A 22,801-nucleotide genomic window follows, 5' to 3' on the forward strand; every position below is an offset into this window, starting at 1 on the left:
CTAAATGAGAATCACATCTCCTCTTCCCGGACCAACACCTATAAAGAAAACCTTACATCCAGATATCTCTTCTATAAGCTTAATGTAGTTTCTAGCCTCAGATGGCAATTCCGAGAAGTTTTTTACCTTGCTTATATCTTTACTCCAACCGTCTACCTCTTCATAAACAGGTAAAACTTCATCAAGAAATGGAGTAAACTCCTCCGTCATCCTCCCATTAACTTTATAAGCTACACATATTTTTATTTTTTCAAGCCCTGTCAACACATCAAGCTTAGTAAGAGCAATTTTGTCAATACCGTTAATCTTAACGGAGTATTTCATCATAACACCATCAAGCCATCCACACCTTCTCGGCCTACCTGTCGTAGCTCCAAACTCCCCACCTTTTTCTCTTATAATAGATCCAAGAGGTTCTTCCATCTCAGTCGGAAATGGTCCCATACCAACCCTTGTAGTATAAGCTTTTAGAACTCCTATCACCTCATCTATATCTTTTGGAGATATACCAGAACCGATACAGGCCCCACCCGATATAGGATTAGACGAAGTAACGTAAGGATAAGTTCCATAGGTTATATCGAGAAGTGTACCCTGAGCTCCCTCAAGAAGAATAGTTTTACCCTCATTTATAAGGCTTCTTAAAAGATGAACAGTGTTACAAACTTTGTCCTTTAAAAATCCAACATAGCCAAGATAAGAATCCCTTATCTCTTCAAAACCGAGAGGGGCCTCCCCGAATATCTTAGTTATCATCTCGTTTTTTCTTTGAAGTACAAACCGTAACTTCTCCTCGAAAATAGAAGGCCTTAAAAGATCACCCACACGTATTCCAGTTCTTTCAGCCTTATCAGCATAAGCAGGCCCTATCCCCCTTTTAGTAGTCCCTATCCTTTGACTCCCCCTCTTTCTCTCCTCAAGCTCATCTATCAACTTATGATAAGGCATAACAAGATGAGCAAGCTCACTTATCTTAAGCTTACCAATGCTCCCAACCTCTTTCTTTAAAGCCTCATACTCTTCCACTAAAAGAGGAAGATCGATAACAACCCCATCTCCTACAATACAAAGCTTGTCAGGATAAAGCATACCAGAAGGAAGTAGATGAAAAATATACTTTTTACCATTAAGAACCACAGTGTGTCCTGCATTACTTCCCCCTTGATACCTTAAAACCACATCAGCATCCTTAACTAAAAAATCTACTATTTTCCCTTTTCCCTCATCTCCCCATTGCATACCAACTATTGCAATTACGCTCATTTTTTAACAACCTCACCCCTATGGTAGACTATCTCGGAGGCAAAAACTACCTCCACATACTTGCTTATCACAGGTAAAAGCTTGTTTAAGGCATTAAACGTCTCACTTTTAGCATGACCTATTCCTATAGTCATCGTCCTTCTTCTAGCCAAGGAGACAAGCTTAAGGATATACTCCTCAACTCTGTTTTCTCCACTATATCTATCTATGAACAAAGAATTATAAAAACATGGTAACCCCACATCCAACGCAATATGATAAGCTACGCTATCAGGAGTAGTATAGCTGTCCACAAAAAATAATCCTTTTTCCTTCAAAACGCTCATAACCTTTCTCATAAGTACCGGATCAGTAGTAGCCAGAGAACCCATATGATTATTAACGCCAACAGCATAATCAACACTCGAAAGAGCTCTATTTATTAAATCCCTTATTTCCTCCATATCCATACCTAAACTCACAACATCCCGATTAACAACATGCTTGTAGGCTTGCATTGGAAGATGAAGAATAATCTCTTTTCCACCCCTGTAGCCTTTCTCCGAAACAAAATTTGACCATCTAAGAAACGGAAGCACCGCCAGATTCACCTTATAAGGAAGAGATATAAACTTTGAGGCCAAGTGAGCATCATAACCAAGATCATCTATTATTATGGCAAGCTTTGGAAGACCGCTCTTCCTTCTATCTGGTTCAAGAAAACCAGCAAAATGTAAGCTACCCCTTTTCCCCACACCACCACTAATATCGAGCTTCAAATCTCGAGATCTGATCTCAACAAAAGTTGAAAGAAAAGCATACTTCTTCTTCAACTTGGACCATATTTCATGCTCTGCATGAAACTCACTTATTTCCAAGTAAAGAATTTCGGTTCCGACCAGGAGTACTAAACCAACTACGGCTATAATAAATAGATATGTTGAAAACCTCATTAAATCCTTTTCATCTCTTTTAGAAGGATTTCCTTAGCTTTTTCAAGCTGTAAATCCTTCTTAGAATCCTCTGATTGCTCAACTACCACATCAGGATTAAGCCCCTTATCATGAATTAATCTACCGCTAGGGGTATAATAATAAGCAACTGTAATGTGAAGAGCAGAACCATCATTAAAAGGTATAACTGTCTGAACAGAACCTTTGCCAAACGTCTTAACCCCGACAAGCTTTGCCCTACCATGATCTTGTAAAGCTCCTGCGACTATCTCTGAAGCGCTTGCGCTCCCTTTATTAACAAGAACTACCATCGGACAATAGGGAATAGCGGTCCCATCAGCCTCATAAACAACCGTATGCCATGGATACCTTCCCTTAGTACTAACTATAACACCCTTATCTATAAACATTTTAGCTACAGAAATAGCTTCGTTTAAAAGGCCACCTGGATTATTTCTTAAATCCAGAATTATTCCCTTAAAGCCATTTTTCTTTAACCCTTCTAATGCAGCTTTAAGTTCCTGAGTAGTATTTTGATTAAAATAGGTTATTCTTAAGTAAGCTATATTCTTATCAATTAATTCACTTTTAACAGCTTTAAGCTTCACTTTTGCCCTTGTTATCGTAAACTTCAAAAGTTTATCTTCCCCAGCTCTTCTTATCCAAATAGTAACTTGAGTACCAGGCTCTCCTCTAAGAAGTTTAACAACCTTAGAAAGTCCCATCCCTTGCGTAGGCTCATCTCCAATCCTCACTATCTCATCATCAGCTTTTAAACCCAATTTATATGCAGGGGTATCCTCTATAGGAGATACAATTACAATCTTCTCGTCTTTCTTAGTTATTATTATCCCTATGCCACCATACTGCCCCTCCAATTGAATCTGCTCTTCCTTATATTCTTGAGGATCCTCGTATCTTGTATATGGATCACCCAAAGCTTCAACTAAACCTTTTAAGGCACCGTATTTGAGCTTTTCAGAATCTATTTTACTAGGATCTACGTAATAATTTCTTATTATATTCCAGAGCTGAATCAAATTCCCCATAAGATCAGTAGGTATAGCATTCTGAGGAAGGGGAACAGAAGGCGTAACAGAACTTGAAGGACTCTCCTGCCCAAAAGCAAAAGAGCTAGACAAAATAGAAAGAAATACTAAAAAGAAAACTACTTTAACCCTAAATTTCACCTTTTTTCACTCCCTTTCAAAAAATTTAATATTAAAAACCAAGCAAGCTTATAGAGCTTTATTATCTTCTTCCACCTCCAAGGTTCCTTAAAAGCCCTATAAAGCCATTCCAATCCCATCTTCCTAAACAGATACGGAGCCCTCTTAATATCACCAGCCCAAACATCAAAGCTTCCACCAACCCCCATCATTACTGGAACTCCAAGCTCATCCCTATTTCTGTGCATCCACTTTTCTTGTTTAGGAACACCCATTGCAACGAAAAGATAATCTGGCTTAGCCTCTTTTATCTTAGCTATTACCTCCTTTTCCTCATGCTCATTGAAGTAACCGTGATAAACACCCACTATGTTTATACCAGGAAAAGCAAGTTCTATATTCTTAGCAGCCCTCTCAGCCACCCCCTCCTTAGCTCCCAAGAGAAAAACCCTTCTTCCATAAAAAGCCGCTCTCTCAAGCATAGCATTCATAAGCTCTATACCAGGTAGTCTTCTTTTCACAGGCTGTCCGATTAGCCTGGATAGAATAACTATACCAACCCCATCAGGAACTACTACATCCGCTTGATCAAGAACCTTTTTATAATCGCTATCTTCAAGAGCTGTAACAATAGCCGGACTATCAGGAGTAACTATTATATGACTAAGACCATCTCTTAAGAAAGCCTCTATCCTACCTAAGGCATAGTCAAGGGATATATCATCAACCCTAACCCCTAATATATTTCTTTTCATCCCCATCTCAAAAGAAGAGGTACCTACCAACATCATCAATCTTATATATACCTTAACAAACAAAAACGCTCCTAGAAGAACAGCTAAAACTATATAGGTTTTCGGATATTTAAATACAAGAACAGCTCCTATAGCAAAATAAAGGCTTAAAAGATTTATCAAAGCAGCGATTTCTCTCTCCCCAAGACCAAAAGATAGAAGGTAACTATACAAACCACTATTCTTAGAGAAGTTTGAGGAAAGCGGATGAACATAACCTGATATAACAGCATAGGAAATATTTATAATGGGAACACCTAAAACAAACATAGGAACAAGTAAGGTTAAAAGAGCAGTTCTTTTCAAGACACCAAGAATAGCCACAGATGCTAAAAGGAAACCTATCATTGTGGAAAGCTCTTCACCAAGTTGATCGTCTCCTTTAATCCAAAATAAAGCAAGACAAAATAAAAATACAAATACTGATAAAGCAACAGCATCCCACAACTCTTGATCTTGAATATACGCTACAACACTAAAAACAAAGGAAGCTATAGAAGAAACCCCTAAAGCAGCACCCTTTACCTCATCAAGCACTACCAAGGAGTTTGAAACCACAATAAACCATAATATCGTTAGAGGGAGAGATAGAAAGCTTAAGTAACGATAACCTCCGCTTGGAGAACTTAAAAAGTGAATACAAACCCCGCTATTTGCTAAATATAAAGCTATCCCACAAAGCAAAAGAAGCCTTAATCCCCTCAAAGCAGGATATGCCTTTAAGGAAAACTCTACCAAAAAAACAAGAATAGAAGAAAGCAAAACTACAGAAAGATCAGGAAATTGCATGACAAAAAGCAGAGAAGAAGAAGCAAAAAGAAGTATAGAAAAAAGAATTCTTAAAAAGTCAATTTTTTTTCTTTCACTTAAAGCTAAGGGATTTCTCCCGAATTTTGGTAGAACGACAAAAAGAAAAGATAAACTTGCAATGAAAAGAGCAACAAAAGTATATTTCATTCTTACCCCCCCTTGCATTAATTCAAACCTTATTATAAGCTAATTATACTCACAGAGTCAAACCCTTAAGAGGTGATACAAAATGACATTAAAGAAATTTTTTCTTTTGTGTTCTGTAGCTTATATGCTTGTGATCTCGAATCCTACTTTCTCTCAAGAAAATCCAAGTGAAGCATTCAAATGTGCTTTAGAAAAACTATTCTCCCCTAAAAAAATAGAATTTTGTGCAGAAAATTGTTCTCAAAATTTTTTCAAAAAGATATATATAAAAGCTGAGGAAGCAATAACATCTGAGTTACCTTTAGAAATGGTAGAAATCGAAGCGGAAGATGTAGAGTTTAACTCCCCTGAGGAATGGAAGGAAGGAAATATAAAAATTTTAAGCGTGAAAAACATCAAGCTAATCATGTTAGTAACGGAAGAAAATCTAAACAAATTCCTTAGCGAAAAAATTAGGAAAAACAATATAGATGGACTTAGAAAGGCTAATGTAAAAATTAAACGGGACTTCCTTTATCTTGCTGCTTCATATCAAATAGATGGGCTACCCTTAAGAATCCTAGTCGAGCTGAAAAGCAAATTAGGTATAGAAGAAAGTAAAATTGTATTAAAGGATTATAAACTTTATTTAAGTGGGCTAGCTGCAGGTGATGATTTCACCTACCACCTTTTAAGCAAAATCAATCCTGTATTCGACTTAAAAAAACTTCCATTTCCAGTTGAACATGCTCAAATAGAACAATCTGATGGGAAAATAATTATCAGAACAACAGAACTACCGCATAAACCAACTTCCTTAAGCTTTACTTGGAGAGATAACTCTAATCCCACCCATATAAGGAACTAAAGCTTCGGGTATTATAACACTACCATCCTCTTGCTGGTAGTTTTCTAATATAGCAGCCAAGGTTCGTCCCACAGCTACACCGGAACCATTAAGTGTATGGACATAACGTGGCTTTTCTCGAGCGGAAGGTTTATATCTTATATTAGCCCTTCTTGCTTGAAAATCCTCACAGTTACTACAAGATGAAATCTCTCTATACTTACCCTGCCCAGGCATCCAAACCTCTATATCATAAGTTTTAGCGGAAGTAAAACCCATATCTCCTGTACAAAGTAAGACCACTCTATAGGGCAAACCTAATCTCTTTAGTACCTCTTCAGCATCATTAACCATCTTTTCAAGCTCATCATAAGATTTTTCCGGCTCAGAAAATTTAACAAGCTCCACTTTATTAAACTGATGCTGTCTAATAATACCCCTTATATCTTTACCATAAGATCCTGCCTCTCTTCTAAAGCAGGCAGTATATGCCGTAACATATATCGGTAAGCTTCCGGGAGGAAGAATCTCATCCATAAATAAATTAGTTAAAGGAACTTCCGCTGTAGGAATGAGGTAAAGGTCGTCATCCTTACACTTATAAAGCTCTTGTTCAAATTTAGGAAGCTGACCAGTCCCAAACATAGCTTTAGGATTAACCAAAAAGGGAGGAAATATTTCTATATACCCATGTTCTAAAGTATGAAGATCAAGCATAAAGTTTATTAACGCTCTTTCAAGCCTAGCACCAAGCCCTTTAAGAACTGTAAATCTTGATTCTGCAAGCTTTGTTCCTCTTTCAAAATCAAGAATATCTAGCTTTTCCCCTATTTCCCAGTGAGGTTTAGGCTCAAAATGGAAATTCCGTGGCTCTCCCCATCTTCTAACCTCAATATTTCCTTCCTCTCCCGAACCAACAGGAACGCTCTCATGAGGTATATTAGGAATAAGAACAAGCATATTTTTTATTTCTTCTTCAAGGGATAAAGCCTTTTTCTCAAGCTCTTTTATCTTGTCCGCCACTTCTTTCATCTGAGAAATAAGAGATGTTGGATCCTCACCCCTTGCTTTCATAACCGCTACCTCTTTAGAAACTTCGTTTCTCTTTTCTTTCAAAACCTGCGTTTCAGACAGAACAGCTCTCCACTCCTCATCCTTTTTTAAAAGCTCATCAATTGGGAAGGAGTACCCTCTATTCTTTAATGCAAGCCTTACCCTATCAGGATCCTTTCTAATCAACCTAAGATCAAGCATTTCCCTTCATCCCCTTTAAAAGGTTAACCATCTCTATAAGAGAAAGAGCTGCTTCCCACCCTTTATTGCCGGCCTTAGTACCAGCCCTCTCTATGGCCTGTTCTATATTATCAGTAGTCAATACTCCAAAAGACACAGGCACTTCACAACTTAGCATTACTTGAGCTATGCCCTTGGCACACTCCGAAGCCACATAGTTAAAATGTGGGGTATCCCCTCTTATTATGGCTCCCAAGCAAATCACTCCATCATATTTTCTACTTTTTGCCATTTTCAGCGCAGCAAGAGGAATCTCAAAAGAGCCAGGAACCCAAGCTATTTCAATATTATCCTCTGAAACACCATGCCTTAGTAGAGCATCTAATGCTCCTTCAAGAAGCCTTCTTGTAATAAAATCATTAAATCTTGAAACAACAATTCCTATCTTTATACCTTCCCCTAAAAGTTGCCCTTCGTACACTTTCAAAGGCATCACCCCTTATATCTAAGACATATTAAGTGACCTAATTTCTCTGCTTTAGCCTTAAGATAACCTTCATTATAAGCATTCGGCTCAATCTCTATAGGAACCCTCTCCACTACTTTCAACCCATACCCTTCTAGACCAACTATCTTCCTTGGGTTGTTCGTTATAAGCCTTATAGTAGAAAGTCCAAGATCCGCAAGTATTTGGGCTCCTATACCGTAATCCCTTAAGTCAGGGGAAAAGCCCAAAGCTATATTAGCATCAACAGTATCAAGTCCTCTCTCTTCCTGAAGCTTATATGCCTTAAGTTTATTTATTAATCCTATTCCTCTACCCTCTTGTCGCATGTAAAGCAAAACTCCTCTCCCCTCTTGCTCTATTATCTGCATAGCCCTATGAAGCTGATCCCCACAATCACATCTCAATGAGTTAAAGACATCACCAGTTAAACACTCAGAGTGAACCCTAACTAAAACATTTTCTCTACCAGCAACATCTCCTTTAACCAAAACCAAGTGAATAAGATGATCATCATCCTTATCCAAAATAGACCTATAAGCCAAAGCCTTAAAGTGTCCCCATCTAGTAGGAAGATCAACCCCATCCACAATTCTCTTAACCAACTTTTCCCTTTTAAAGCGATAAGCTATCAAGTCTTTTATAGTTATTATCTTTAAACCATGTTCCTTAGCAAATCTAAAAAGCTCAGGCAAGCGAGCCATCGTTCCATCATCGTTCATTATTTCACATATAACTCCAGCAGGATATAGTCCAGCTAATCTCGCTAGATCAACAGAGGCTTCAGTATGTCCAGCTCGCTTTAAAACTCCTCCTTCACGAGCCATGAGAAGAAACAGATGCCCTGGTCTCCTTAAGTCCTCAGGTTTAGTTTTAGGGTCAAGAATCGTCTTAACAGTTACAGCTCTATCGTAAGCTGAAATTCCAGTAGTAGTACCATATTTTGCATCCACAGTGACGGTAAAAGCAGTTTCATGGGGATCTGTATTTTCAGAAACCATAAGGGGTATTTTCAGCTCTTCAAGGCGTTCCTTTATTATAGGCATACATATCAATCCTCTCCCATATTTTGCCATAAAGTTTATAGCTTCTGGGGTAACCTTTTCAGCAGCTATCACCAAATCTCCCTCATTTTCCCTGTCCTCATCATCAACAACTATTATCATTTTTCCTTGTTTTATATCTTCTATAGCTTCTTCTATAGTGTTAAACTTGAACTCCTCCATCCTAAACACCTCTCGCTTTAAAGGAATCCGTACTTTTTCAAAAGATCCAAAGTAACTCCCTTTTCTTCTTCACCCTTCAACATCTTACGAATATATTTTCCAATAATATCAAATTCTATATTGAGAAGATCTCCCACCTTCCGTAAACTAAGAGTGGTAACCTTAAGAGTATGAGGTATTAACACAACTGAAAAAGAAGATCCCTTAACCCCAGCTATAGTTAAACTCACTCCATCAATAGCAATAGAGCCTTTAGAAACCACATACTCTGTATACTCTTCCGGGATAGATATCCACATCCTTCGGGAACCGCTCTCGGGAATAACCTCAATAACTTTACCCATACAGTCCACATGCCCTAACACAAAATGCCCCTCTAATCTATCTCCTATCCTTAAGGGCCTTTCTAAGTTAACCTCATCCCCGATCCTTAAGAGGGATAAGTTACTTCTTTCCAAAGTTTCTCTCATAACCTCAACGTTAAAAAGGTTCTTTCTTGAAAAAACAACAGTCAAACATACACCATTAACAGCAATACTTGAACCTACTTCCATTTGAGGAAGCTCAGAAGCTATAGCAAGCCTCCAAACGCCCTTTTTTTCTATTTCAACTACTTTTCCAGTAGCTTCTATAAGCCCAGTAAACATTTCTTTCCAGAGATTTTATTATATCATATATCCCTCAAGGAGAATATCTTCCCCAACCTTTCTTAAGGTAAACTCGTTAATTTTTATTGAGGAATCTAAGGAACTAACTTCAAGCTCATCAAAAGGACCTATACCTTTACCAATTATTTTGGGAGCGATAAAATAAAGAAGCTTATCCACCAATCCCTCTCTTAAGAAAGAAGAAAAGATTTTCCTGCCCCCTTCAACCATAACGCTCGCTATACCAAGTTCTCCAAGCTTCTTTAAGACATCCCTTAATTCGATAATTCCGTTTTCTGAAGAAACTTTATAAAGCTCTACACCAACAGCCTCAAGCTCTTTAACTTTCTCTCTTGAAGCAACCTCTGAGTAGAATATGATTTTCCTCCCAGGAGAAGTCAGAATTTTTGCGTGAGATGGAACTCTCAAATAAGTATCCAGGACCACTCTCACCGGGTTTCTCCCCTTAACCAACCTTACAGTAAGCTCAGGATCGTCTCTTAAAACCGTTTCCACCCCTACCAAAACAGCATCATATAGGGATCTAAATTTATGAACTAACCTCCTTGAACTTAAGGAGGTTATCCATTTCGATTCCCCTAAGGCATTAGCTATCTTACCATCAAGGCTCACTGCAATCTTCAAAATCACAAAAGGGATTCCCTTGGTTATCCATTTAAAAAAGGCTTCGTTAAGCCTCCTTGCTTCTCTTTCAAGTACCCCAGTTACTACTTCTATGCCTGCCTTTTTAAGAAGATCCACCCCTTTCCCTGAAACGAGAGGATTAGGGTCAAGAGTGGCAATAACAACTCTTCTTATCCCCGCTTCTATTATTCTCGGAGCACAAGGAGGAGTTTTACCAAAGTGAACACATGGCTCTAGATTAACATATAATGTAGCCCCTTTAGCTTCTCCTTTAGCGTTATCTAAAGCAACCACTTCAGCGTGAGGTCCACCATAATACTCGTGATAACCTGTAGCTACTACCTTTCCATCTTTAACCAAAACTGCTCCTACCATAGGATTAGGGCTAACTCTTCCAGCACCCTTCAAAGCCAGCTTCAGAGCTTTTTTCATAAAATATTCATCCAACTTTCTACACCCCCAACTAATAAGTATACTATCATTATGTTATAATTATATGTTAAGATGAAGGGGTTAGAATTAAAAGATAGGATTTTATCAAAATTGAGAGACCTTCCAACCTTGCCTGAGGTAGCAGCTAAAGTTATGGAAATAGCTAATAATCCTCGATCCTCAGCAGCAGATATGGCAAAGGTCATCTCTCAAGATCAAGCTCTTACTGCTAAAATTCTTAAGCTCGTTAACTCAGCGTACTATGGCTTCCCGAGAAAGATATCTACCATAACACAAGCCATAGTTATACTAGGTTTTAGAACCGTAAGGGATCTTGTATTAAACATTTCTATATCTGATATGTTCAACTCGAAAAACGTTGGAGGACTTAATGCAGAAAGCTTATGGCTACATAATTTAGGGGTAGCCATAACAGCTAAGATCTTAGCTAAAAGGATAGGTTACGATCCTCCAGAAGAGGCCTTTACATGCGGTCTTCTTCATGATTTAGGAAAGCTTGTCTTTATAAAGCTCTTCCCTCAAGAATATGAAAAGGTTGCTACCATAGCAAGAGATGGAGATAAATGGATAAGGGACGTAGAGGAAGCCATCTTTGAGATAGACCACTCTGTTGTTGGCAAATGGGTAGCAGATTACTGGAAATTTCCCCACCAACTCGTTCAAGCTATACAGATGCACCACCAACCTAACCTTGACAACGAATACCCTGAGCTAACCTCTATAATTCACGGTGCGGACATATTAACAAGAATTAAAAAGATAGGAAGCGGAGGAGATAATCAGATTCCATCCTTTAGAAAGGAGGCTTGGATGATTCTAAAACTTAAACCACAAGATCTAAATGACATATATAATGAAATAGAAAAAGATATTGAAGGAGCCCTAGCCTTCTTACATGTCTTAAGAGGAAAATAATGAGCATGGAAGATTTTGAGAGAAAGATTAAAGATCTGAGAGAAGCTTATGAAGAAGTAATAAGGCTCTACAGGATTACCGAAGAAGTAGGGCTTGCTCCATCTATAGAAGCTATAAAGAATCTGTTCTTAAACTACGTGACCAAACTCGCACCTTCCATAAACGAAAAGTATCTAATCTTAGGTAGTGAAATACCAGAAAAAATTTCAGAAAAGTGGAAAATCTGGGAAGAAGAAGGATTAATAGAATGGGTCAAAAATCGAGGAAAAACAACAATAATACCTGAGGATAATTTAACTTACGTATTAACCCCTCTTGTCGTTAGAAATAAGATCATAGGAATGTCATTAGTATCTACATCAGTATGTCCCGAAGGTTTTAACCAGCAGGTTTTAAACCTACTTGACACCATAGCACATCAGTGTGCCGTAGGAATAGAGAATATTCGACTTCATAAAGAGATTGACGACATTAGAAAGTTTCTCCAAGAGCTATTTGATCAACTTCCCCATGGAATTTTAGTGCTCGAAATAAACGGGAAGATTAAAAGCGCAAATAGAAAGCTACTTGAACTAATCGAGCTAAAAGACAAAGAACCTCGTGATGTATTAGGAAAGCGAGTGGAAGAAGTCCTGCCAGACATATTATCTTTAAAGATAAGAGAAGTGCTTACGGAAACCGTGATCAAGGTTAGGGTATCAGAAGAGGAAGTTAGCTATATAGAAAACGACAGAGAGATCACGCTGGGTATAAGCTCCACATTATTTAGACAAAATGAAGATCAAGGAATCATTCTTATAGTAAGAGACCTTTCAGAAAGCAAAGAGCTAGAAAAATTAAGGAGATTAGATAAGCTTAAAAGTGAATTTATCTCTTCGGTTAGTCATGAACTTAAAACGCCCCTTACAGCTATCAAAGGTTTTATCGAATTACTACTTGACAACCCTGAAAGCATTCCCTCAGAAACAGCTAAGGCATATCTATCTTTTATGAATGAGGAGGTTAACAACCTAACACGATTGATAAATGACCTTCTCGACTTTTCGAGACTTGAAACTAGCAAGTTATATCTTGAACTTGAAGAATTTGATATAAACGAACTAATAGAAAGAGCAGTCTCCATGTTTGAAAGAGATCTAAAGGAAAAGGAGCTGTTTATTTATAAGGAGCTAAACGGGGATCTCCCCTTAGTAAAAGGAGACAAAGGGAAGCTTCTTCAAGTACTCATAAATTTGATAGACAACGCTATAAAATATATAGGAAATGGGAAAAGAATATGGATAAGAGCAAACGCTGATGATGGAAAAGGCATAACTATATGTGTGGAAGATGAAGGAATAGGCATTCCTCCGGAAAGTCTGCCCTATATCTTCGATAAATTCTATAGAGTAGAAAGCGACTATACTCACAAAATAAGAGGACTTGGATTAGGCCTTTCTATAGCCAAACAAATTATAGAGGCCCATAAAGGTAAGATATGGGCTGAAAGCAAACCTGATAAGGGATCCAAGTTTTTCTTCTATCTACCAATTATAGAGAAGGAGGAAAGCTAATTTGCTATGGGGACAGCAAAAGAAAAAATAATAGTTGCTGAAGATGATAGCAAAATTCAGATGGTTATTAAGGGAGCTCTTGAGAAGGAAGGATATGAAATACTTCTTGCCAAGGACGGACTTGAAGCCATAAAGCTACTTCAGGAGAATCCAGATGTTGTAAGCATTGTAACTGATATAGCCATGCCACGAATGACAGGCTTAGAATTGGTAGAGGAAATAAGGAAAAACGGTCCTAACCCGGATATCCCGATACTTATGCTCAGCGCACATCATACTAAGGAAAACATACTAAAGGCAACAGAATTAGGAATAAATGACTTTTTAATAAAACCCTTCTCTATTAAAGATCTTGTAATAAGACTAAATAGAATGTTAGGGAAGGAAACCCCTACGCTTCCTCCCAAAAGGGAGGAAACCGCACCTCCCCCAGAGAAAACCTCCAATAATAATTTCAAGAAGAAGATTCTTGTAGTTGATGACTCTACAATAATTCTAAAAATTATAGAAAGCACTTTAACAAATGCTGGTTTCCACGTAATAACGAGTGATAATGGGAAGCAAGCTCTTCTTAAAGCAAAAACGGAAAAACCTGATCTTATTCTTACAGACATAATGATGCCTGAAATGGATGGTCTAACACTATGCGAAGAAATAAGAAAAGACCCTTACACCCAAAGAATACCTATAATTATAGTATCTGCTAAAGGACAAAAGAAAGACGTACTCGAAGCCTTAAAAAGAGGAGCTAACGGATACATAGTAAAACCTTTCAGTTCGAAAGACCTCATTCTTCGCGTAAAAAACATCCTTGGATTGAGCCAGACTACTTAAAGTCGCAGATAGATATTTCAACACCCTTAAGAGCATCTAAAAATCTGGTTTCATCAATTTCATCAACTCTTACCATGACTCTTGCTTTTCCCTCATGAGGTGATGGATAAGTTGCAAGCGCTATTATGTTCCCCCCATATCTTGCTATAAGCTGAGTTAGCTGGGCTAATGTGCCTTTCTTATCAGGAACTTCGAAAACGAATCTACGCCCATCCCTTCCCGCACCAAGAAGCTTAAGAAGCACCTTGAAGATATCTGTTTCTGTAACTATCCCTACGAGCTCACCGTTGCGCATAACAGGTAGAGCTCCTACTTTCTTATCTACCATTATCTTAGCAGCTTCCTCAATAGGAACATCCTCAGATACAGTTATAACGTTACGAGACATTATATCCCTAACTGCAAGCTTACTTAAAAGATAATTCAACTCCCAAATATCAAGACTCGTAGCCTTAGAGGGAGACGCATAAAGAAGATCCTTCTCTGTGACTATACCTATAAGCTTACCCCCATCGACCACAGGAAGCCTCCTTATCCCCTTATCTCTCATCAACTTAAGCGCATCCTGAAAGGATACATCCGGGCTTACAATTATAGGATTAGGAGTCATAACATCCTTAACAAGCAACTTTATTCACCTCCACGATAACTCTATGTCCTCCTCCTGGGGATAAATTATCCTGTAAGAAAAGATAATCTTCCTTTCTTCTCCAGCATCAAGCTTGAGCCTCCATTTAAGGTGTCCGGTTTCAGTCTTCTCTTTCTCTTTAGGTTCTACTTTCAAAAGTTCAACCTTTATCCTAGAATCCATAGAAATGGGGAAAACCTCCTCTAAAAGAAGATCGATTCCCTCTTTAGTTAGGTTTTTGATCTTTAGCTCATAGGCATACTCCCTAACACTCGATTTGTCAATTATCCCCTTTGCAGTTTCTCCAAGCTTTGTTGTCTTTCTTTCAACTTCCACTCTCTCATCACTACCAAAACAAATTTCATATACTCCATCACGACTCATACCTTCTATTTCACTTCCACCTATAAAAGTCTCCCCCACGAAAAGTTCCGTTTGTCCAGGTAAAAAATCAAATGGAGAAGAAAGCTTAAGAGAAATCATTCTATATACAGAGGTATCTAAATAAGATCTACAAAGGTAAAAGCTCTCACGAATGGGTATACTACCTCTCCAAATCAAAACTCTCTTTCTTTCCCCCGTGGATGGAACAGAGATAACCTGATTTATGCTAACTTTTACACCCAGCTCCTCTTCTTTAAAGGCAACTTTTTCCTCCTGCGGTAAAGCTGCCGTAGGAGCCATCATTTTCATCATTGCGGGCTTTTTCACAGATTCTTTTTTAACTATATCAACAATAAGATTTTGCTCTTTCGGTGGAACCAGAGAAAGCCCCTCTCTAATCGAAGATAAGGTTACTTCAGATTCTGTCCAATCTTTCCCAGTTCTCTGCCAAATATTAGCATAAACCTCAATATCAACTTTTTTATCAGCAGGCTTTAAAGCAAACCTATAGGATGGAGCCCATCCAGCTTGAGAAGAATAATAGGAATAAGTTAATTTACCCCCTCTATCATTACCGCTTAATTTCAAAAAAGCGACAATTCTTCTTCTTGAATCAGGGGTATCTATATCCTTCAGTTTCTCCTTAAGAAGATTTATCTTAAGATCGATCTCTTTAACCTTTTTATCTATTCCCTCTACTTCATTTAAATACCGCGTAGTTCTGTCTTCAATCAAGCTCATCCAAGCGTGAGCGTCACTTGGACTATCCATCTGTACTTTGCTCAACATAATCTTAAGAAGTTCAAAAGATAACTCAGCACCTTTTCTTTTACTTAAGGCTTTCCCCTTCTCTTCCTCGAGCTCTCTTATCTTATCCTTTATCTCTTTTATAGCAGGAACCTCATCATCAGAAAGATATATATTTGTGAAGGAAAGAGAATCCACTGAAAAACCCTCTGGAATCACCTTAAAGCTTTCGAGAGAAACGTTATAAGGGATTTCAATTTTAAGCTCTGAGACCTTAGGTGGCACATTCATCTCTTCCTTTATAATCGCTCCTTGAGGGTAGATCTCTATCTTCATAGAAGCAAGAGAGATATTGGTAAAAACCCACAAAGACAGGACTAGAACTAGAAGCGCCCTAATCACCTTATATCACTGCTCCTCACAAGCTCACCAGTTATCATATATATGACCTTCTCTGCAAGATTAGTAGTATGATCACCTACCCTCTCAAGATGCCTTGCCACAAACATTAACTGAACACCTTGCTTCAGAGTCCTGCCAGGATTTTCAAGCATCAAGAAAAACAACTCACTTACTATCTGCCTTTCCAAATCGTCAAGAAAGTTATCCATCTTGCAAACCTCATAAGCCTTTCCCATGTCTCTCTTTAAGAAAGCATCTATAGCCATATCAAGCATCTTTTGTGCATGCTCTGCCATTCTTGGAAGATCAATAAGAGGCTTTATAAAAGGCTCCTTACCTATAGCTAAGACTATGCGTGCTATGTTAACCGCTAAATCTCCAACCCTTTCTAAATCCACTATCATCTTCATAATTGTCGTTATAGTCCTAAGATCCCTTGCTAAAGGATGCCTTCTTGCAATAACCTCAACACAAGTCTTATCCAACTCTATCGTAAGATCGTCCAAAAGATCATCCCTATTTATCACTTCTTTTGCTAAATCCAAATCCTGATGAACAAGTGCCCTCATAGCTTGATCTAAAGCCTCCTTAGACAGAGAGGCGAGCCTAAGCATCTTCTCTTCTAGGTCTCTTAAATCTTCCTCTAAGCTTGCTCTTATATTAAAAGCCAACTTTTTCACCTCCCAATACCATTTTATACTACCCCTTTTTCTTTGAAAAGAGCTATGGTATAATTTAAAAACGAAAGGTGCCGAGATGGCGGAATAGGAAGACGCGCCGGACTCAAAATCCGGTGGGGTTTAAAGCCCCATGCGGGTTCAACTCCCGCTCTCGGCACCATTAATTTTTTAAGCACTAACTATCCTCTTTGCCTTCCCAGCCGTCCTCTCAATACTTCCGGGAGGAAGTATAACTAAATCTACACTTATACCAAGTTTATCTTTTAGAGCCTTAGAGACTCTTGCTGTAAGCTCATTTATATCACCTTTAAAGCCGTTAGCAAATTCACATCTTACCTCAAGCCTTTTAAGATGTTTTCTTTCACCAACCACAAGCTGGTAGTTTAAACTAAGCTCACTAAAGCTTCCCAAAACAGACTCTACTTGCTTTGGAAACACATTAACACCACGAATTATAAGCATATCATCGCTTCTTCCCTTTATCCTATCTATCCTATAGCCATGAACACCACAAGGACAATCCCCATTTACAAGCCTAGTTACATCCCTGGTTCTATATCTTATCATCGGTGTTGCTTCCCTGTTCAAAGTGGTCAGAACAAGCTCCCCCTCTTTACCAAACGGTAGAGGCTTTAAAGTTTCGGGGTCTATTATCTCAACAATAAAGTATTCATCATTTATATGAAGACCGTTCTTATAGGGGCACTCCATAGCCACACCAGGTCCCCATATCTCACTCAACCCATATATATCTAAAGCTTTCATTCCCAAGCCCTTTTCTATTTGAGACCTCATCTCCTCACTCCAAGGCTCGGCTCCTAATATTCCTAAGCGAAGTTTAAGCTCACTAGGAGATATCCCCTTTTCGATCAAAACTTCAGCAAGATAAAGAGCATAACTAGGAGTACAAGCCAAAACCGTAGTTCCAAGATCCCTCATTAGTTCTATTTGCCTTTCAGTGTTACCACCAGATACAGGAATTACACAGCAACCAAGCTTCTCAGCTCCATAATGAAGCCCCAAACCACCGGTAAAAAGCCCATAACCATAAGCAACCTGAACTGTGTCATTCTCCGTCACCCCAGCAATTTTAAGACACCAAGCAACAAGATTAGCCCATTTTTCAATGTCCCCTTTAGTATAACTAACCACTGTAGGCTTCCCTGTAGTCCCTGAAGAGCAGTGAACTCTAACTACATCTTTCAAATCCGAAGCGGTAGCACCCCAAGGATATCCCTTTCTAAGATCATCCTTAATCATAAACGGCAAATACTGAATATCCTCAAAGCTTCTCACATCTTCAGGCTTAATACCAATCTCATCCATCCTTTCCCTATACCAAGGATATCTCTCATAAGCTCTTCTCAAGCTCCCCCTTAAAGCTAGTAACCTCTTATCCATCACTACACCTCCCTAAAAATAAGGATAAAAATAAAGGCCGGAGGCTCCATTTTAAAATGGAGCCTCCGGCCTTACTCAGCCAAAACCCTGGCTTTACCCCACAGGGCTCAAACCGGAGACCCTAAACATCTAAAGTAGAAGACAAACAGATAAACAACATAATGTTGCCTCATCTTGATTCTAAAGTATATCATTCCAACAAAACCTAGTCAATAAGTTCATTTAAGATAACAATTCTCCATCCTTACCCAATACAGCATTATCAACTATTCGCGCCAAACCTACATAAGCGGCTAATGCGAGAAGGGTAGGTCCCTTAATTTCCCTGACCTCTTCCAAAGTTTCGGGATCTACAAATTCAACGTAATCAACCCTTGTATAGGGGTGAGATTGTATAAGATTTATAAGGTTCTTTTTAATCTCCAGCGTATCCTTAATCCCAGAAGATATCAACTCCTTAGCCTTAATTATAGCTCTATAAAGAGACAGAGCTGACTCCCTTTCCTCGGGAGAAAGATAAACATTCCGAGAGCTCATGGCCAAACCATCAGGCTCTCTAACAGTTGGATGCCCTACGATCTCGATATCAAGGTTAAGATCCTTAACCATTCTCTTAATCACTGCAAACTGCTGATAATCCTTAAGCCCAAAGATACTAACATGCGGCTTAACTATGTTAAAGAGCTTTAAAACAACCGTAGTTATACCTCGGAAAAGCCAAGGTCTAGAAATGCCACACAGAGGCTTCGATAGTTTTTCAACCTCCACATAAGTTTGAAACCCTTGAGGATACATCTCACCAGAGGAAGGAACAAATAAAACATCGACACCCGCATCCTCTGCCATCTTCCTATCCCTCTCCAAATCACGAGGATACCTATGATAACCCTCTTTCATATCAAACTGAAGAGGATTAACAAATATGCTTACTACTACCCTATCACCCAATCTCCTACCCATTCTCATTAAAGAGAGATGTCCCTCATGGAAATATCCCATCGTGGGAATGAGAATGATTCGCTTCCCATCCCTCCGAAAACTTTCGGAAAGAGAAGACATCTCTTGGACCGATTGAACCAGTCTTAAGCTACCCATCTTCAACCACTTCCCTTTATAAAGTATCTTCTTTTAGCTTTTTCTTAATTTTAAAATAAAGGAAGATGTCCTTCAAGATCATTTTAGAAACTTTCTTGCCTTTTCTATTATTTTTAGGGCTATTTCTTCCGCATCTTTAGAATCACGAGCTGTAAAAGCCTCCTCTGGAGTAAGTTCTGGAAGCCCATTGGGATATCTCGTGGGGATGTAAAACCTATCAAGATATGTAGCTTCTTCTAAAAGATACCTAAACTCAGAATATAAATTCTCATTAATTTCCTTAAGATGCTCAATTAGCTTTCTTACAGAATGTCCCCATGGATCAAGACCATGAAGGTAAAACAAGGATTTTAAGGCTTTTTCCGCAGATTGCTGGAAGAAAAAACAAGCATGAGCATGCTTCCCCTCTCTCCTAAGCAAAGAGGCCGCCTCAAGATCGCTTTCCGCTGTTTTAATCCACCTTAAAGCCTCCTTTTTAGCCTTTTCCTCGCTCATATATTATCTTTCCCTCTTCTAAAATCTTTTTAAAAAACGTTCTCTCCTTAATCTCCTCCCACTCTAAAGGGGTATAAATTAGCAGGTCAAGCTCCTCTTGAAAAATCTCATATAGTTCCAAAAAATCTCGATGCCTTCTAAAAAAGGTTTCTTCCGTTTCACAAACTATTAGAAGATCTATATCGCTTTTCCTGCTCTGGGTACCCCGAGCGTAAGAGCCAAACAAAATAACCTTATAAACGTTACTTTTGGATTCAAAATAACTTCTTAAAATTTCCTCAATACTACTTATATCTTAGCACCCCTCTTTAAATCTAAGCGAAACACCCTCTCTTTCCTTTCTAAAAATTATATGTTTAAACCAGGAATCCGATAAAAAAGGATAATCTATTCTATAGTGAGCTCCTCGAGACTCTTTTCTTTCCAAGGAAGCTTTAAAGAGAAGCTCTGAAAGCTCAAGCATGCCTTTAAGCTTTAACCACTTATCTAATCTAGCCGGTTTCTTACCTCTAATTATCTCCCTAAGATCATGAATTTCATTAACTCCCTTAGACAAAGTCTCCCCACTTCTTATTATACCTCCGTATTCCCATACTATACTACTTAATTTCTTTTCTTCATATGTAAGAGAATCGCTTCCCATTTTAGGAAAATTAAGATAGTCTAATTCTAGCTTGACAAAGTCAACGTCCATAGCATGCAAAGCAGCCTCCCTACCAGCTATAGGACCGAAAACAGCACACTCTGTTAAAGCCATCCCCCCTACACGATTCGCTCCATGAGTACCTCCTGCACACTCTCCACATGCGAATAAACCAGGAACCCCAGTGAAACATTTATCATTTATTTTAACTCCACCCATAGTAAAGTGAGCAACAGGTTTAACTTCAAGTCCCTCCCTGCCATGTTTCTTAAGAATTTTAAAGAGAAGCGGATTTAGATCATCTATAACTTCATCGCTTAAAGCGGAAAGATCTAAAAATACCTTTCCCTGAAGAAATATCTCTCGAGAAAGGATGTCTCTGGTTTCAAGCTCAGCCTTGGGATATTTATTCAAAAAATATTCTCCCCTTTCGTTTTTAAGTTTAGCACCGTGAGCAAAAAGCGAGGCATATATTCCTATCCATGCTGGTTTAACAAGCCAATAAGGATAAAACTGAACAAATTCTAGATCCATAAGATCCGCACCAGCATCTAAAGCATAGATCAGGCTTTCTCCCGTAGTATCAATAGAATTATCACTATAAGCATAAATCTTAGCGAATCCACCGGTAGCCAATATGGTAGCCTTAGCCTTGACCAGAAAAAGCTTTCCATCTTTTAAGAAAAGGCCACCTCCAACCCCTCCATCTCCCCTTACAAAACCTATAAAATAAAAGCCTTCCTTCAAGGAAATATCATTAGATAAAAGATGTCTTCTTAATGGAATGGTTAACTCGCTACTTTTCCATTTCAAGATTTTGTAATACCTAGACCCATTCTCATTGAGTTTTCCTCCAAACAGAGGAACTCCATACTCTTGAAGTCTCTTTATAGCAAAAGAGCTCTCATCAACAACCCTTTCAAGTAAGTTAAGCTCGTTAAGTTTTCCACCAGCTTCCCATATCTCTGACAAAAATGATCTTCTCTCGCTTTCTTTGCCTTCGAAAACAAGAAACATCGTTTGAGATATAGCTGATGAACCAGAAAGCCCAGCCCTACCTTTTGTAAAAAGCGAGACAGAGACCCCTGTCTTTTTAGCTTCAATAGCAGCAAGAACACCAGCTAATCCACCGCCTATAACAAGGACATCACTTTCAAATGTAACCTCAATATTCATCGCCTCACCCCCCTTAAAAGGGAGAGCATTTCTTTATAGTTTTCCTTCAATACCTTAAAAACGCTTTTATCAATAGGCATTTCCCCCATAATTTTAATAGCTTCTTCAGGAGACAAAGCAGAGCGATAGGGCCTTTCACTTATAAGAGCATCAAAAATATCAGCCACAGCTATTATCCTTGATAAAAGAGGTATTTCCTCCCCTTTTAAACCATCAGGATAACCATTACCATCGACTCTCTCATGATGATGCCTTACAACTTTAGCTATTACTTCAGCTCCTTTTATGTCGGAAAGAATAGAGAAAGCTATTTCAGGGTGTTTTTTCACCACTTCAAATTCCTCGGGAGAAAGCTTTCCTCTCTTATTCAGAATCTCATCAGAAATTCCGATTTTACCTATATCATGAAGAAGCGATGCTTCTTCTAAAAGCTCCTTTTCCTTCCTACTTAAACCTAAACGATCAGCTAAATAAAGAGAGATAAAAGCTACATTTTTTGAATGATCCCGAGTATAGGGATCTTTTTCTTCCATGATAAAAGATATCTTCTCAAGCAACTTAATCTTGGTCAACCTCTCACTATGGGAAGCCACCATTAGCATGAATATTAGCGCTATAAGAATACTAAAAGAAAAAGAAAAAAGAATTTGAGACGGTTTTAGAAATGGTATCAAAGATTTAAACTTAACTTCTGAAATTTTCACATCCCCCCTAAGATCAGGAACAAAATACTTATCTATTCCTAAGCTTTGAATCAATTTAGGTAAATCTATTTCAACCTTAACTAGCCAGTCTTCAATAACTCTCTTAACTTTTGAATCCCAAACGTTAAAGTAGATGATGATATTATTATCTATAGCTCTCATATAATAAAGACCTTCCGAAGCTATATCCTTAGGCCTCTTCACAACTTCAGCCCTTTTAACATAAGAGAAATCCTTCTCCACATAACTAAGGTTCTCTCTTATAAACTCCTCATCAGATAAGACAAAGGCATTGTAAAAATCATCCCATTGAAAGTAACCTGTAGAAATGGAACGCATGAAACCATCCAGAAAAACATCTATAACCTGGGAGCTTCTTCTAAGTTCAGAGACAAATTTCAACCTTTGAATATTCTGAAAATAAACTAAATTAACGGAAATGGTTACTATAAAAATTAATATAATCCACCACCTAAGCTCTTTCAAAATAGAGA

The 22,801-nt window shown here is 38.3% G+C and carries 21 protein-coding genes, 1 tRNA gene and 1 pseudogene; 5 read left to right on the top strand and 18 right to left on the bottom strand.

Annotation, left to right across the window (positions count from 1 at the left end):
* The 4 genes from NZ900_00625 to NZ900_00640 are packed head-to-tail and all read right to left on the bottom strand — an operon-like array spanning window position 1 to window position 5,115.
* A complete protein-coding gene (locus tag NZ900_00625) occupies window positions 1-1,263 on the bottom strand; it encodes an adenylosuccinate synthase (GenBank protein ID MCS7232600.1) in 1,263 nt (420 codons plus the stop codon).
* Complete coding sequence (locus tag NZ900_00630; protein ID MCS7232601.1) at window positions 1,260-2,195, bottom strand: divergent polysaccharide deacetylase family protein; 936 nt, start codon at window positions 2,193-2,195, stop codon at window positions 1,260-1,262. Before NZ900_00630 ends, NZ900_00625 begins: the two co-directional genes overlap by 4 nt.
* Complete coding sequence (locus tag NZ900_00635; GenBank protein MCS7232602.1) at window positions 2,195-3,385, bottom strand: S41 family peptidase; 1,191 nt, start codon at window positions 3,383-3,385, stop codon at window positions 2,195-2,197. Before NZ900_00635 ends, NZ900_00630 begins: the two co-directional genes overlap by 1 nt.
* Window positions 3,382-5,115: a WecB/TagA/CpsF family glycosyltransferase gene (locus tag NZ900_00640; GenBank protein ID MCS7232603.1), complete on the bottom strand. Its 1,734-nt coding sequence runs from the start codon at window positions 5,113-5,115 to the stop codon at window positions 3,382-3,384. Before NZ900_00640 ends, NZ900_00635 begins: the two co-directional genes overlap by 4 nt.
* A gap of 82 nt (window positions 5,116-5,197) precedes the next feature.
* On the opposite strand from NZ900_00640, the gene NZ900_00645 reads away from it, so the two are divergent.
* The gene (locus NZ900_00645) at window positions 5,198-5,962 is read left to right on the top strand and encodes a DUF2993 domain-containing protein (GenBank protein ID MCS7232604.1); all 765 of its coding nucleotides are present in this window, start codon (window positions 5,198-5,200) and stop codon (window positions 5,960-5,962) included.
* Here NZ900_00645 and serS read toward each other — a convergent pair.
* The 5 genes from serS to ribD are packed head-to-tail and all read right to left on the bottom strand — an operon-like array spanning window position 5,912 to window position 10,644.
* Window positions 5,912-7,195, bottom strand: coding sequence for a serine--tRNA ligase (serS, locus tag NZ900_00650; GenBank protein MCS7232605.1), 1,284 nt, complete (start codon window positions 7,193-7,195; stop codon window positions 5,912-5,914). The two genes, NZ900_00645 and serS, sit on opposite strands and share 51 nt — an antisense overlap.
* A complete protein-coding gene (gene ribE / locus NZ900_00655) occupies window positions 7,188-7,661 on the bottom strand; it encodes a 6,7-dimethyl-8-ribityllumazine synthase (protein MCS7232606.1) in 474 nt (157 codons plus the stop codon). Before ribE ends, serS begins: the two co-directional genes overlap by 8 nt.
* A gap of 5 nt (window positions 7,662-7,666) precedes the next feature.
* Entirely contained in the window at window positions 7,667-8,905 is a 1,239-nt protein-coding gene (locus NZ900_00660) for a bifunctional 3,4-dihydroxy-2-butanone-4-phosphate synthase/GTP cyclohydrolase II (protein MCS7232607.1), read from the bottom strand.
* 17 nt (window positions 8,906-8,922) lie between these two features.
* A complete protein-coding gene (locus tag NZ900_00665; GenBank protein MCS7232608.1) occupies window positions 8,923-9,552 on the bottom strand; it encodes a riboflavin synthase in 630 nt (209 codons plus the stop codon).
* Window positions 9,553-9,570: 18 nt separating this feature from the next.
* A complete protein-coding gene (gene ribD / locus NZ900_00670) occupies window positions 9,571-10,644 on the bottom strand; it encodes a bifunctional diaminohydroxyphosphoribosylaminopyrimidine deaminase/5-amino-6-(5-phosphoribosylamino)uracil reductase RibD (GenBank protein ID MCS7232609.1) in 1,074 nt (357 codons plus the stop codon).
* Window positions 10,645-10,740: 96 nt separating this feature from the next.
* On the opposite strand from ribD, the gene NZ900_00675 reads away from it, so the two are divergent.
* Genes NZ900_00675 through NZ900_00685 form a run of 3 tightly spaced genes read left to right on the top strand, consistent with a single transcriptional unit; the run spans window position 10,741 to window position 13,952 of the window.
* Window positions 10,741-11,565 carry an HDOD domain-containing protein gene (locus NZ900_00675; protein ID MCS7232610.1) on the top strand — a complete coding sequence of 275 codons (825 nt, stop codon included), beginning with the start codon at window positions 10,741-10,743 and terminating at the stop codon, window positions 11,563-11,565.
* Window positions 11,566-11,570: 5 nt separating this feature from the next.
* The gene (locus tag NZ900_00680) at window positions 11,571-13,118 is read left to right on the top strand and encodes an ATP-binding protein (GenBank protein MCS7232611.1); all 1,548 of its coding nucleotides are present in this window, start codon (window positions 11,571-11,573) and stop codon (window positions 13,116-13,118) included.
* Window positions 13,119-13,124: 6 nt separating this feature from the next.
* Window positions 13,125-13,952 (top strand): response regulator, encoded by an 828-nt coding sequence (locus tag NZ900_00685; GenBank protein ID MCS7232612.1) that lies wholly within the window; start codon window positions 13,125-13,127, stop codon window positions 13,950-13,952.
* On the opposite strand, the gene NZ900_00690 is transcribed toward NZ900_00685, so the two are convergent.
* The 3 genes from NZ900_00690 to phoU are packed head-to-tail and all read right to left on the bottom strand — an operon-like array spanning window position 13,945 to window position 16,784.
* Window positions 13,945-14,580, bottom strand: a complete 636-nt coding sequence (locus NZ900_00690) for a CBS domain-containing protein (protein ID MCS7232613.1) — start codon at window positions 14,578-14,580, stop codon at window positions 13,945-13,947. The genes NZ900_00685 and NZ900_00690 overlap by 8 nt on opposite strands.
* A 6-nt stretch (window positions 14,581-14,586) precedes the next feature.
* Window positions 14,587-16,113, bottom strand: coding sequence for a DUF4139 domain-containing protein (locus NZ900_00695; GenBank protein ID MCS7232614.1), 1,527 nt, complete (start codon window positions 16,111-16,113; stop codon window positions 14,587-14,589).
* Window positions 16,110-16,784, bottom strand: a complete 675-nt coding sequence (gene phoU, locus NZ900_00700; protein MCS7232615.1) for a phosphate signaling complex protein PhoU — start codon at window positions 16,782-16,784, stop codon at window positions 16,110-16,112. The genes NZ900_00695 and phoU overlap by 4 nt, the downstream gene beginning before the upstream one ends.
* A 79-nt stretch (window positions 16,785-16,863) precedes the next feature.
* On the opposite strand from phoU, the gene NZ900_00705 reads away from it, so the two are divergent.
* A tRNA-Leu gene (locus NZ900_00705) sits at window positions 16,864-16,953 on the top strand.
* An 8-nt stretch (window positions 16,954-16,961) separates the two neighbouring features.
* Here NZ900_00705 and NZ900_00710 read toward each other — a convergent pair.
* The 6 genes and pseudogenes from NZ900_00710 to NZ900_00735 form a co-directional block, all read right to left on the bottom strand.
* Window positions 16,962-18,194, bottom strand: coding sequence for a phenylacetate--CoA ligase (locus NZ900_00710; GenBank protein MCS7232616.1), 1,233 nt, complete (start codon window positions 18,192-18,194; stop codon window positions 16,962-16,964).
* A gap of 222 nt (window positions 18,195-18,416) precedes the next feature.
* Window positions 18,417-19,289, bottom strand: coding sequence for a pantoate--beta-alanine ligase (gene panC / locus NZ900_00715; GenBank protein MCS7232617.1), 873 nt, complete (start codon window positions 19,287-19,289; stop codon window positions 18,417-18,419).
* Window positions 19,290-19,367: 78 nt separating this feature from the next.
* A complete protein-coding gene (locus NZ900_00720; GenBank protein ID MCS7232618.1) occupies window positions 19,368-19,784 on the bottom strand; it encodes a HEPN domain-containing protein in 417 nt (138 codons plus the stop codon).
* Window positions 19,785-20,079: 295 nt separating this feature from the next.
* Complete coding sequence (locus NZ900_00725) at window positions 20,080-20,427, bottom strand: hypothetical protein (GenBank protein MCS7232619.1); 348 nt, start codon at window positions 20,425-20,427, stop codon at window positions 20,080-20,082.
* Window positions 20,428-20,487: 60 nt separating this feature from the next.
* Window positions 20,488-21,603, bottom strand: a pseudogene (locus NZ900_00730) (FAD-binding protein).
* Window positions 21,600-22,793, bottom strand: a complete 1,194-nt coding sequence (locus NZ900_00735; GenBank protein MCS7232620.1) for an HD-GYP domain-containing protein — start codon at window positions 22,791-22,793, stop codon at window positions 21,600-21,602. The pseudogene NZ900_00730 and the gene NZ900_00735 overlap by 4 nt, the downstream one beginning before the upstream one ends.
* Between the last annotated feature and the right edge of the window lie 8 nt (window positions 22,794-22,801).

This window comes from Synergistota bacterium (assembly GCA_025060595.1).
Classification (GTDB): domain Bacteria; phylum Synergistota; class GBS-1; order GBS-1; family GBS-1; genus 42-11.